This is a genomic window from Nostoc sp. LEGE 12454, assembly GCF_056620565.1.
In genome coordinates, this window is sequence record NZ_JBWQXL010000010.1 from 10,726 (window position 1) to 24,259 (window position 13,534).

The 13,534-nt window shown below is 42.9% G+C and carries 7 protein-coding genes; 5 read left to right on the forward strand and 2 right to left on the reverse strand.

Features of this window, described 5'->3' with window-relative positions; translation table 11 throughout:
* Window positions 1-44: 44 nt before the first annotated feature.
* Window positions 45-5,204, reverse strand: a complete 5,160-nt coding sequence (locus AC1F2U_RS13165) for a CHAT domain-containing protein (protein ID WP_480261517.1) — start codon at window positions 5,202-5,204, stop codon at window positions 45-47.
* A 207-nt stretch (window positions 5,205-5,411) separates the two neighbouring features.
* Between AC1F2U_RS13165 and AC1F2U_RS13170 the strand changes: the two genes are divergently transcribed.
* Together AC1F2U_RS13170 and AC1F2U_RS13175 are read left to right on the forward strand one after the other, a co-directional pair.
* Window positions 5,412-7,226 (forward strand): ShlB/FhaC/HecB family hemolysin secretion/activation protein, encoded by a 1,815-nt coding sequence (locus AC1F2U_RS13170; RefSeq protein WP_480261518.1) that lies wholly within the window; start codon window positions 5,412-5,414, stop codon window positions 7,224-7,226.
* A gap of 329 nt (window positions 7,227-7,555) precedes the next feature.
* Entirely contained in the window at window positions 7,556-7,810 is a 255-nt protein-coding gene (locus tag AC1F2U_RS13175; protein ID WP_448267994.1) for a DUF7219 family protein, read from the forward strand.
* A 690-nt stretch (window positions 7,811-8,500) separates the two neighbouring features.
* Here AC1F2U_RS13175 and AC1F2U_RS13180 read toward each other — a convergent pair.
* On the reverse strand, window positions 8,501-9,532 hold the full coding sequence (locus AC1F2U_RS13180; protein WP_480261519.1) for a VOC family protein: 1,032 nt from the start codon (window positions 9,530-9,532) through the stop codon (window positions 8,501-8,503).
* Window positions 9,533-9,756: 224 nt separating this feature from the next.
* Between AC1F2U_RS13180 and AC1F2U_RS13185 the strand changes: the two genes are divergently transcribed.
* The 3 genes from AC1F2U_RS13185 to AC1F2U_RS13195 are packed head-to-tail and all read left to right on the forward strand — an operon-like array spanning window position 9,757 to window position 13,464.
* Window positions 9,757-10,380: a DUF3859 domain-containing protein gene (locus AC1F2U_RS13185; protein WP_480261520.1), complete on the forward strand. Its 624-nt coding sequence runs from the start codon at window positions 9,757-9,759 to the stop codon at window positions 10,378-10,380.
* A 5-nt stretch (window positions 10,381-10,385) separates the two neighbouring features.
* Complete coding sequence (locus AC1F2U_RS13190) at window positions 10,386-12,224, forward strand: asparagine synthetase B family protein (protein ID WP_480261521.1); 1,839 nt, start codon at window positions 10,386-10,388, stop codon at window positions 12,222-12,224.
* 25 nt (window positions 12,225-12,249) lie between these two features.
* Complete coding sequence (locus AC1F2U_RS13195) at window positions 12,250-13,464, forward strand: diaminopimelate decarboxylase family protein (RefSeq protein ID WP_480261522.1); 1,215 nt, start codon at window positions 12,250-12,252, stop codon at window positions 13,462-13,464.
* Window positions 13,465-13,534: the final 70 nt, after the last annotated feature.

Below are 13,534 nucleotides of genomic sequence, written 5' to 3' on the forward strand. Positions count from 1 at the left end.
AAACACTGCCTCCCGCCTACTTCAAGACTTCATATTCCCTATCTTCACCAAGGATTACCAACCATTGTAAATCCAGCCCAATAATAAGGATGCATAAGTGATTCATCAGCACTGTCAGCAGGTAAAGGCAAATTTCCAACTCCTCCTAAACCTTGCACTTGTCCATCCTTTACATAAATTTGCCCTTTGAGCATAGCTACCTGAGCCTGTCTGAGGGCTTCTGCCTTAATTGGCGCTGTCTTTAAGTTCTCATAAAATTTTGTCATCAACGCTGCTGTCCCGGCATCATTAACCGACCAAAGACTAGCAACACTAGTTTTCACACCTGCCAACACTGCTAAACCCGCAAATCCCAATTCGGATTCTTCATCCCCTAAAGCTGTTCTACAAGCACTCAGCACTAGCATTTCAACTTCAGGTTCATTCAAGCGCAACTGTCTTAATTGGTTCAAGCGTAACTTGTCTTCCCACAGTTGAATATAGGAATTACTCAAAGCACCCGTAGCAAAATCGGCATGGGTTGCCATGTGAATAATTCCAAAAGGTTGTTGGCGGCGGATGGTTTTGAGATTTTCTAAAGTGGCTTGCTTATCTAACAATAATTTGCCCTGCCAGAGTTTAGATACTAGTGTTGATAACTCCAGGGGAACTGCTGGTAAAGGCTCTTGTCCCTGAGTACTCTGAGAAACTCCCAGCGCTAAAATTTGAGATTTTTTGATGTCTTTATAGAGGGTATTGGTCAAACTAAGACTAGGCATTAAGCCAATACTGTATTTTTCTGCTAGAAATTCTTTACCATCGTGAAGTGCTGCCATTGGGGTTGAACGTAACCCAATATCTGGTAAAAAGACCAGATTGTTGATTTTTCTCGCCTGTAAATCTGCTTCTAGTGGTGCAATAATCCAGCGATAAAGTTGTTGAGATGAACGCAAATAACCGGTGCGACGACGGTTTTGTGGACTAACGATTTGGTCACGGAATTCTTGAGCTACTTGGAGAACTTTGGCTTTAGTTGTTTCTGGGATGCGCTTGCGGATAGGATCGCCTTTTCCGGTTACTACTACTACTTCTAGTTGGTCGCTATCCTTTTCTGCTACGGTATTTAACTGTTTTGTATGTTTTTGAGCTTTGCCTAAATTTCCCTCTGGTAGAATTTCCACAGGGACAAAACTGATGTAGATAAATGCAGGTTTCACACCAGTAGCTTCTTCAATTTTGCGAGCAATTTCTTTGGCATCATCTAGGGTTTTGATTCTAGGGCTGGGTATGTCTAAATGGGCGGCAAAACCATCTGTGAAATTGTCTTCGGGAGTGGGGTCGCTATTAAGAACGGGGTTATCATCAATCTTAGGATTATTGGGGACAGGGTTATTCGGTTTATCTGGTAGATTGCATTGGAATGTGCAGGGGTCAGGATTCGGAGTTTCGGGATTCGGAGTTTCAGGATTCGGAGTTTCAGGATTCGGAGTTTCAGGATTCGGTGTCTCAGGATTCGGAGTTTCAGGATTCGGTGTCTCAGGATTCGGTGTCTCAGGATTCGGTGTCTCAGGATTCGGAGTAGGAGTTTGACTGACGTTGATTCCTATCTGTACAGGTGCAGAAGAGGAAACGCCGTCATTTGCACTAATTACAAAGGCATTTAGTGACCCATTCGTATCTGCTGGAGGTGTGTATACTAAAGTATCGCCGCTAGATAAGGTTGTAACACCAGGGATGACGGGAACGCCATTGACAGTGATATTTCCCGTATTCACGACATCGACCTTGATGGAGGTGATGTCATTATTACCATCGCTGACCAGCGGAGCCAAACTAGAGAACGTTAAGGTAACAGGTTGATTAGTCTGGGTATCGGGTAGCGATGAGTTTGCTGTTAATGTCGGCGGGGTGTTGACAGATGTAATGGTGATGCCGATTGGTGTACCGCTAGCATTGCCACCATTTGGCAAGACTGGAAAGCTATTAGCGATTATTGAATTGTCACCTGTATTAATTGACCCTGCTGTACCATTGACACTTGCATCACCGACAATAAAATCTACATTGTTTGGGCCACCATCATGGCGAATGCTAACACTACCTCCTGCTGAAGGTTGAACGTTAGTACCTCCTTCGCCAGTAAATAATCCACCAGTTGCGATCGCTTCACCGGTTCCAATTCCTTGAATCAGTCCGTTGGTTAGCACTTGCACATTGCCACCTTGAACTGTATTTCCATCAACAAAATCGTCTGCTATGGACTGGGTGTTGATGTTGGTAAAATTAATATTGCTGCCAGCAGTATTGGTAGTCTGTAAAATAACATTGCCAGCTGTAACGTTTCCAATACCATCGACTCCGGTAGCGATCGCAAAGGCGTTAATGGCGTCATTCACGGTGATATTATCTCTAGCAGTTAAACTAATCGCGCCAGCTGTGCCGATAAAATCGCCACCTCCTTCCTTAACTACAGATGAGTTAATTTCTCCTGTAGTAATACTGCCGCCTGTGGTTGTTGCGACTACATCGCCAGCCTTACCTGAGCTATTAGCATCATTGGAAGAGGAATTAATAGCACCTGTTAAGATGTTGCCTGCGGCAGTCAAATTTACTGTTCCTGCATCCGTAATAATAATGCCACCATATCCAAATCCAGAAAACCCTTGAATATTACTAGTGTCTAGGTTATTTAGGGTAATTCCACCACTTGTGCTTTGGACTGTAATATTACCTGCTGAGTAGCCCTGACCACTGGCAATAATGTTGCCCGCAGTGATATCGCCACTCGCAGATAAGGTTACATTACCGCTATTGCCAGAAGAATTATTTGTATCTAGATTTCCCAGTAGTAGGCTTGCTCCAGAAATGTTGATTGCTCCTCCAACTGTCTGGATGGTGTTGGTAGGGTCAATAAAGTTTACAGAACCAGTTTGTGAGGAGAGGTTAAAGCTACCGCCATTACCCAAGTTTAATGTAGCTACACCAGGGGTAGTCACTGTTGGTGTAGCTCCGGTGATGTTATTAATGGTTATGTTGCCTGTAGCTTGTAAGTTGATATTTGCACCCGAAGCTGCGATCGCACCCCAAGAAACAGTGTTAGCCCCAATATCTGCATCGCCAAAGGCAATATTGCCTGCTGTAGCATCAAAATCACCTGTCCCACCATCGATAATTGTCAATGTGCTGGGGTCTAGCAATAAAGTCCCAAAGCTGCCATTGACGGCTGAAGTATCTACCAAACCGTTAAAATTTAAGAAATTTTTGCCTGATACTTCTACAAAACCACCATTGCCGACATTTGCTCCTCCACGAGCCGAAATTTTTCCAAAAAACTGGGTTGTGTCGTTACCCCAAACAATTACGCGTCCGCCGTTCCCATTCAAATTGCTATCGGCATTAATGACGGAGTTGGAGTCCACATAAGTCCGATCTGCGTTGGGTAAAGTTCCCTTCCCTTGATAATCTCCACCAATTAGTACAGTACCGCCGCCATTATTCCCAGAGGCGTTAATATTGGCATCAATCACCGCGACTTTTTTACCCAAAGCGGTTATAGTCCCGCCTGTTTGACTCAATGTACTTACTTTCCCAGAAACAATCGTTGTACCTGGAGTTGTGGGAATTGTCACATTAGAGTTTGTCAATTTTACAGTTCCATCAGGATTGGCAGTTAACCCTGTGTTACCAACTGTGAGCAGTTCTGGTAAAGATGCAATGGGAATTGTCCAGTTATTGGGTTGGGTGCTACTAGAGGCGAGGGGCTGAATTTCTAGACTCAGCAGATTTCCTGGCTGACTGAGACGCACCCAATTTTGTCCTGGTACTGATGTAACGGCAATCTGCCCTCCGGGTGCTGAAAGTTGCCCGGTGTTGACTACAGTACCGCCTAATAAATTCAAATTTTGCCCAGCACCTACTGCCAAATTTCCCGCATTTGCGATCGCTCCTGGCTGGTTCGTACTAAAGGCAAATCCATTAGGGTTTCCAACTAAAGCATTGTAGTCATTCACACCAATGGCGTTGAACCAACTGCTGCCAAAACCAATGCCGTTGGCTGTTGTCACCGTGAAAGCATTAGGCACATTTAAACTGGCGTTTGCTCCAAAAATAAATCCGGCCGGATTCATCAAGAAAAGGTTAGCATTGCCACCTGTCACCTGAATTAAACCATTGATAACCGAGGCATTCCCGCCTGTAATTCGACCAAGGATATTTTGCAGCGCCGGACTAGCTTGAAAGTTGGCGATTTGTTCTGGTGAAATCCCAAATTGTTGAAAGCTGTGAAAGAGGTTTGCACCATCAAGAGAAGTTGTGCCGCCAATGATATCAAGTCGATTGCCGTTGGGTGTAACAATTGTACCAGTACCATCGGCAGCAGGAACTATTTGTTGTGCTTGGGCTAATCTGGGACTTACCAGCGAGGCAAGAACTAAAACTGAAGCGGCGATACTAGACAATAAAGGTTTTTTACGGCGCAATATGAAGCGACCTGTGGGCAATTCTACATCGATTTGTAACTTGTCTGCTAATCCGCGCCGCCAAAGTGCTTGAGCGATCGCCCGCGAAGACCAAAGTATTTGTTCTTTGTTTCTAGTAACAGAGATGCTTTGGCAATGATTTCGATATAAGTAGAGGGGCTGTTTAACTTGGCGCACCTGGGTTACTTCTGAAAGTCGCAGACACAGGTCGTAATCATAAGCACTACCAGCAAAGGACGCGTTGACACCTCCCACGCGATCGTAAACAGAACGGCGCATAAGGCGGAAGTGAAAAGTCATGAAGTTTAGCAACAGACCTGTTTGGGAGTAAGGAATGTTACAACGATGCCCATAGCCAATCACTTTGCCGTCTCGATCGATATTTAAATAGTCGGTGTAAACAAATCCCGTTTCTGGGTAGCGGTTGAGAACTGTAGCGGTTTGGGCGAGGGCGGTAGGGGCTAGGATATCATCACTGTCTACAATACCAATGTAAGCGCCGCTAGTTTGAGCGATCGCTGCTTTACAAGCCGCAGCAACTCCTTGATGGTTTGCTTGGACTACCCGCACTCGCCCATCTTGTTGAGCATAGTTGTTTGCGATCGCCACCGATTTATCTGTAGAGCCATCATCCCAAATTAGTAGCTCAAAATCTTGCCATGTCTGCGCTAAAACGCTAGCGATCGCTTCTTCAAGGTAAGACTCCCGATTGTAATTGACGATGACAATGGAAATCAGTGGTGACATCGAAGTTTTCCCAAGTTTTCTACCTGTTACCACAATATAATGCTAAGGGCTATCACTTAGAAAAAATCGCTGTTAATTATAGTTTTAGTTACAAATCTTTTGAAATTTGAATATCAAAAATATGATATTGAAATACTCATACAGCCATAGCATACTCAAAAATCAAAATCAGCCCAGTCGTTATATAAGGCACTCCACTGAGGATAAATGAGAAAAGAAACAGAAACTGGTGTTCAGCCTAGAGCAACGACTCAGCAAAGAATTGTCTATTTATCTCATCAGTTAGACACTTGGCGGAGTTTGGCAATTACTAAATGCAGTAAGCACAGTTTCAGCTTTCGGTGCGGCTTGTTAATTCTGCCTGCGGTCTGGATTGTAACTGCAAATGGACTTAGAGCTAAAGCTAATATTTTTACACCGGACTCAATTCAAAATAGCAGTCAGTCAGAGTTACAAATAGCACAAGAAACAGAACCTACTCCAGCAACTAACCCACAACCAGAGATACCACAACGCATTCGAGTTCGCAAAATCCAGGTTGTAGGTAGCACTGTTTTTAAGGAAAATGACTTTAATCTAGTAGTGAAACCGTTTGAAGAACGGGACTTAACTTTAGAAGAAATCAGACAAGCCGCCGATGCCGTTACTCAGCTTTACCTAAATAAAGGCTATATAAATTCCAGAGCAATTCCAGACATTCAACAATCTAGTACCGCAGATGGTGTTGTGGTAATTCGGGTGTTGGAAGGGCGTTTGACAGAGATTGATATCCAAGGGACGCGGCGATTAAACCCATCTTATATTCGTAGTCGCATTCAACTAGGTGCTGGTATTCCTCTGAATACTGGTAAGCTCGAAGAACAACTAAAATTGTTGCGACTCGATCCCTTATTTACCAATGTGGAAGCAAGTTTGCGTCCAACGGGTAAAGTTGGTCAAAGTATTCTCGTTGTCAGGGTTGAAGAGGCAAAAACTTTAATTGGTAGCTTGGGTGTAGATAATTATTCGCCTCCCAGTATTGGCGCAGAGAGATTGGGTGTTGAATTGCGATCGCGCAATTTAACCGGTATGGGAGATGAGTTAGCTGGCTCCTATTACCATACACTCTCTGGTGGTTCCGATGTCTTTGATTTTAGTTATCAGGTTCCCGTGAACGCCATGAACGGCAAAGTGCAGATTCGAGCCGCATTTAATCGCAACGAAATTACTGAGCCACCCTTTGATGCCTTTGACATTCGGGCAAACCAGGATCTTTATGAAATCAATTATCGTCAACCATTGATCCGATCGCCAAGAGAAGAATTTGCCCTATCTTTAGGATTTACCTATCAAGATGGTCAAACCTTCCTTTTTGATAATCTCGCAACCCGTTTTGGCATTGGGCCTGATGCCAATGGCGTTAGCCGCACCAGTGTAATTAAATTTGCTCAAGATTATATCAGGCGCGAACCTCAAGGAGCTTGGTTTTTGCGATCGCAATTTAATTTTGGCGTTGATATATTAGATGCAACTATCAACAATGATCCCATACCCGATGGTCGTTTTTTCAGTTGGCTAGGTCAAATACAGCGCGTACAGCAACTCAGTAACGATCATTTATTGCTCATCCAAGCAGACTTGCAGCTTACACCAGATAGCCTTTTACCATCCCAGCAATTTGTGATTGGCGGCGGACAATCGGTAAGGGGATATCGCCAAAATATCCGTTCTGGGGATAATGGATTTCGGGTAGCGATCGAAGATCGGTTTACAGTGCAGCGCAATGAATCTGGATTATCGACAATTCAACTTGCGCCATTTCTAGACATGGGAGCCGTCTGGAATCAGTCTGATAATCCCAATCCGCTACCCAATCAAACTTTTTTAGTGGGCGCAGGCTTAGGATTATTGTGGAATCAGGCAATGGGAATTGATAATCTCTTTTTGCGGCTTGATTATGGATTTCCATTTATCGATCTGAGCGATCGCGGTAATAACGCTCAAGATGATGGCTTTTACTTTAGCCTTCGCTATCAACCCTAGCTAAAGGCTATGGTAATCATAACTAATTTTGCGGGCATGATATTATTTGAGTCGCATTTGAGCAAGTCGATTTTTATCGGCAAAATCCTATTTCACTTACTCCTTTTAGTGTTTTCCGCAAATAGGCCATTTTAATTACTCCTTTTGGTAGATGTGGTGCTTAATTCAGTATTTTCCACAGTTAATTACCTGTTCTTCTGCTTTATCCTAATATTGAACTAAAAAATTAACTTCTTTCTTCAGGAATTTTAATTTTATCCTGTGTATATACAGAAAGGGAAAGTTTTAGTTTATAAATTTAAGAAGGAAAGAATTATAAGAGAAAACTTATGACACAATCTAACTCGCAAGACAAAAACAGCTTTCTTTACCCTCGTAGTCGGTATTATGGTAAATTTCAGCCAGAGAATTTGGTGTTTAATGCCAACCTTCAAGAATTCTCTCAAAAAATTAGTTACATCACTTGCCTAGAGACAGGGGGAAAATTGTCTCAGGAAGAGGCTTATCAGCAAATTAAGTCTCTTTGGAAAGAGTTGAAACATAGCAAAAAACAATTGTCTATTGGCGGAAATCAAGAAATTTAAACTATGAAGGAGGTATTGGTAATTTTTTTTAATCTAGTGCAAAAATACTATTGCAAAAATACTTTAGCCGCCCAGAAATTGATTTGAGGGCGGTTTTTTGGCTTTTGCAAAAAGTATCTTTTTCGTAATGTTAATTCTAGTTGTTACAGGGAATACCAATTCTGTATAAAGATGTGCCAAATTATATAAGGAATGAACCAGCATAGACGCAAAGCCAATACGGTTTGGTTAAGGTTTTTTGATGAAAATTCTAGATTGCTAAAGATGCGATAAATCGCCTTCAAGACAAAAGACTGATTATTAGACCTCTTGCAAAAGTGTCTAACACCTCACCCCCAATCCTTCTCCTTGCTAAGGTTACGGTGTACACACAAGTACTTTCGTTCACAAAACAAGTACTTTCGTCCACAAAACAAGCACTTTCGTCCACAAAACAAGCACTTTCGTCCACAAAACAAGTACTTTCGTCCACAAAACAAGTACTCTCGTCCACAAAACAAGCACTTTCGTCCACAAAACAAGTACTCTCGTCCACAAAACAAGCACTTTCGTCCACAAAACAAGTACTTTCGTCCACAAAACAAGTACTTTCGTCCACAAAACAAGTACTTTCGTCCACAAAACAAGTACTTTCGTCCGCAAAGAACGCAAAATTTTGGGTACTTACATTCTTTTTCGTCAGATGTCTAGTTAATTACCTTCTAGCAAAGTCCAGAAATAACCATCTGGTGCGATAAAAGAGAAACTCGTCTCGCCGAATTCATTAATAATGATATCTGTAACTTTTTGTGCAGTACTCGCCTTGATGCGATCGCAATATTCCTGTATTTCTTTAACCCGATAGGTATATAAAGACATACCTAAGCTACCTGGTTGGGCTGCTTCAAAGCGCGATTCTAAATGAATAGATTCTGGGAAGCGAACGACATAAAGTCTACCACTGCGCGTAGCCATTAGGTCAGACTTAGAAGAACGGGGATCGTCAAAGGTAGTGACAATAAACTTTTCACCAGGGTTAAGGTCAAAAATATCTTTACCCGCTGGCGAAGATTCATAGCTAGTTTCAACATCATCACGCACGCGCAGCAAACCCAAAACTTCTTCATAAAACTTCAGGGTTTCTTTGCTATCATCCTGAACGATAATTCCTATATGGGTAAACTGACTAGTCTTGAGAGGCGCATTATCGTTAATTTGTCCGTAATGCGGTAGTGTATAGCCAAACCGTTGAAACAAAACCTGTCGAGTTAAGGGTTGCAGTAGTAGCATTTCTCGCACACCAACTGCTGGCTCAATAAAAGGACGGCTTTTTCTATCTTTGTTGTAGATGACTTCCCAATAAGGGCTAGAGTATCTAATAGGGAAACCTGCTGCCTTTGCATCTTCTATATGATTTAAAATACTCAAGACATCCGCAGTTAAACTTGTTGCCCAGCGATTTCCCTTAATTTTCATTGACGCAATTCCCAAACCTTCATTGGTGGGATTTTGCCAAACCATCAGCCGAATCAAACCATGATCAGCATTTTGGTGGTAGAGGCGAATAGAGCGTAAAGACGAATTCACTCCATATAATTGATGGGCGACATCTGCGGTTAATTCACCCACTTCACCAATGCGATAGCCAAATTGCTCCCAATACTGAATTGCAGAAATTGGCTCTGGAATGCCGATGCAGACTTCATAGATACCCGCAATTGTAGTTTGTTGTTCTTGAGTCATAATCAGGGCTGAGTTGGGAGAGACGCGATGAATCAGAGACGCGATGAATCAATCGCGTCTGTACAAGAAAGAGTATTGAGTAGAGACGCGATGAATCGCGTCTGTGTTTACAAAAGTATCTCTTAAAAAATCCGAAAAGCAACAACTTTATTTTGTAGCTTATGATGTACCTACAAAAGTGAGATTTAGCGATCGCCATCAAATTTTTCAACAGGAGTTAAGCTATGACGCAGCGACTGACTCAAGAGCAATTATCACAAATAGTCACAGAAGTAGAAGGTCTGCAATTGCGTCGGGAAACGGAACTAGACCAACAGCAGGTTAGAGAAATTTTACAGGAGTTGAATTTACCGCCAGAGTTACTAGATGAAGCGCTGATTCAGTTAAATCGCCGCCAAGCACTGGAAGTACAACAACGCCAAAATCGATGGATTACCTCTGGAGTGGTCGCAGTTATAGTGGTGGTCATTGCATCTACAATATTTTTCATGCAGCAGCAAAGTTCTACACTTTCCCGTGTTTCTACTCAACAAGACCGCATCACTTTGACACAAGATAATGGCGGCGACTTAAAGACAATTTCTCGCCAAACCAATCCAGAAGTGTTGTATCGTGTCACCTTAAAGGATGCACCTTTGGGTAAAAAGCTGGCTCTCTCTTGTAATTGGATTGACCCAAGCGGTCAAATTGTCAAGCAAAACAACTATCAAACCCGCGAAATTAATACGTCTGTCTGGGATACCCAGTGTCGCTACACTATTAATCCGGCTGCAACTGTTGGCAATTGGAAAGTGCAGATGTTCCTGGAAGGTCGGCAGATTAGCGATGCAACTTTTGAAGTTAAATAGTCCAGATGGGTATCCCGCATCACTTTCTTGGCTATTGGGGTTACGGCGCTCAACAGGAGTTGGAAGCGCTGTTAACTAGTGTTGTGAAAAACCTCTCTCCAAACCTCTCCCCTTGTAGGGGAGAGGCTTTGAATTTTCCCCCTTCCCTTGTAGGGAAGAGGGTTAGGGGGTTAGGTCTGAAAAATCAGTTTTCTGCACAGGAAAATAATCCTCTTCCCATCTGGAATGTTGTTTACATAGGAATCGATGGCAATTCTCCACCGCAACAAAATCAAATTGCTGCCATCTCCGCATCAGGATTATTTAGCTCACCCGATGCTTGGGTAACTCTCCAAGAAAATAACTGCCTCATTTTGGGCAGAGAACCTTTCGGAAGAGTTCCTTTATATTGGACTCAGCAAGGACAAATAATCTGGTTTGCATCGCAACTGCAATTACTTTTACCGATTTTGCAACAGTCAGAAGTTAGCATTCCTGGGTTATATGGCTATAGCTGTTTTTCTTACGTTCCCACACCCTTAACTCCTATTAAAGAAGTGTTTGCAGTGACGGCGGGAACTGAATTAGTTTGGCAGAGCGATCGCCAATCAGGTATTCTGCAAACACCTGAATCTAAAAAAATCCACTCGTGGCGAGAAGCGTCAGAACAGTTAACAGACGAAGCTACAGCAATTACTGAATTGCAAACTCTCCTTAAAGACTCCATTGAGCGACAAATTGCCGATTTAAAGGATGAGCCTGTTGGGGTGTTTCTCTCTGGCGGACTCGATTCTTCAGTGGTGGCGGCGCTGCTGGTACAAGCAGGAGTCAAAGTCCGCGCCTACACTTTAGATTTTGGTAACGCAGGGATTCCAGAATATCCATACTCCGAACAAGTTGCTGAGTTTCTCAAAATTCCACTTGTTAAAGTTGCAGTAACCCCAAGTTCGATTGAGAATGCGCTAATTCCGACTGTGCAAGCATTAGATTTACCCTTTGGAGATAGCGTGTGTGTGCCGTTGTATCTCCTATCAGAGAGAGCGAGTCAGGAAACTCAGGTAATTTTTAATGGCGAAGGTGGAGATCAATTGTTTGCTGGTTGGACAAACAAACCTTTAATTGCCGCAGGTGTTTATCAAGCAGAAAATCCCGCCGGACAGGAAACTTTTATCCAGCAATATCTCCGCACCTTCCACCGTCTTGGGGGATACGAATCTCAAGTTTATCAGCCGGAAGTTTATGCACAGATCCAAAATTTGCATCCTGAAGATTGGCTATTGGCGGCTTTAGATCGCAATGAGTGTCCATCTTTGCTGCATCGCCTCCGCCGTGCTAGTTTGATGCTCAAAGGAGCGCAGAATATCCATCCCCGTGCGACTGCATTGGGGTTTGCTCATGGGTTGTGGGTGCGATCGCCTTTTTGTGATTTACCTCTAGCTGAGTGGACATTCCGTCTATCTGGAGAACTCTGCTTACACGGTGCTTGTGAAAAATATATCCTCAAACGGGCTGTAGAAAATTGGCTTCCGCCGGAAATTGTCTGGCGACAAAAACGGGGTATGGGGGTTCCTTTAACTTCTTGGTGTTTAAATGATTTTTGGCATAAACTCGGCATTTGGCTCAATCCAGAAAGACTTCGCGCTCACAATCATTTTTATCCTCACATCGCAGCACAAATCGTTGAAGGCAATCTAGGAGGAGCTATTCAAGGCCGTCGAATTGGTGAAACACTCTGGTTACTAATTATGTGGCAACTTTGGCGATCGCACGTTTTAAATGAAGAAATAAGTAAACAGTCTTGGGATCATCCCTTTTGGTTACATCGTTGGCTATGGAAAAATTACAAAATAATTCGTAATTCGTAATTTACTTTATTAATATTCTTGGTAAATGGTATCAAATAATTTAATTCAAAATCGTCTTAATCCCCCATTCTCCAGGGAACTTGCTCAGGAGTTACTAAATAACTACGGTTCTCCGCTTTATGTTTATAATGGCGATCGCTTGCGCGAAACTATTGAGCGGATTAGCAAAGCAGTCAGTTATCCCCGCACGCAATTTCGGTTTGCCAGTGTTACTAATGGCAACATTGCGCTGTTAAAAATTTTTCGCTCCTTTGGATGGGGACTTCACGCCAATACGCCAGGAGATATTTATTTAGGATTGCAAGCTGGTTTCGATCCTAATGAGATTGTTTATAGCGGCAGTAATTTGAATCAGGCTGAGATTTTACAAGTTTTGAATTGGGGAGTTAAAACTCTCAATTTTGACAGTCTAGCTCAGTTGCAGTTGTGCTGCGAAGTTTTGCCCAAAGGCAGAGAGAAATCTATTCGGCTAGGTTTACGCCTCAATTTGCCGGAAATTACCGGAGATAGCCGCATTGGTGTACGTCCAGAAGAATTTGGTGATGCGATCGCTTTAACTGGTGAGGTGGGATTAAAGCTGAGTGGTTTACACTTCTATCGAGGTACGGGAACTAACGCCACAGCCGCTTTTACCCAAGCGATCGATACGGTAATCGCCACAGCACAAAAGTTACCAGATTGGGAATATTTAGATTTTGGTGGTGGCTTTGGCTATCCTTATCACCATAACAAAACAGCCTTTGACTGGGAAATATTTGGAGCTGAGTTAACCGAGAGAATTACTCGTTTAGGACGGAAAATTGATTTGGTGATTGAACCGGGACGAAGTGCGATCGCTGGATGTGCCACTTTGCTTGCTCAAGTTGTTTCGGTAAAATGGCAAGGAGAAAAACAGATTGTCGGAGTTGATACCACCGTTGCTAATCTTTCAGTACCCTCAGTACACGGCGGCTACCGAGAAATTATTACTTGGAAACAAGCAGAGAATCCATTCATAACTGATATTTGTGGTAACACCACATATTCACGAGATTATTTGGGGAAAAATTGCCAACTCCCGGCACTAGAAATTGGCGATATCGTTGCCATTTTAGATGTCGGTGCTTATGGTTATGCAATGTCGTCTCACTTTTTACACCGCCCCAAACCTGCGGAAGTTTTGCTAGAAAATGACACGCATCGCTTGATTCGTCAGCGGGAAGACTACAGTGTTTTGCTAACAAATCAGGTATTGAGTTAAGAATTATTCTATTATCTTAAATTTGGGAGAGATAGTTTGATTTAAAGAATAATGAACCACAGAGGCACAG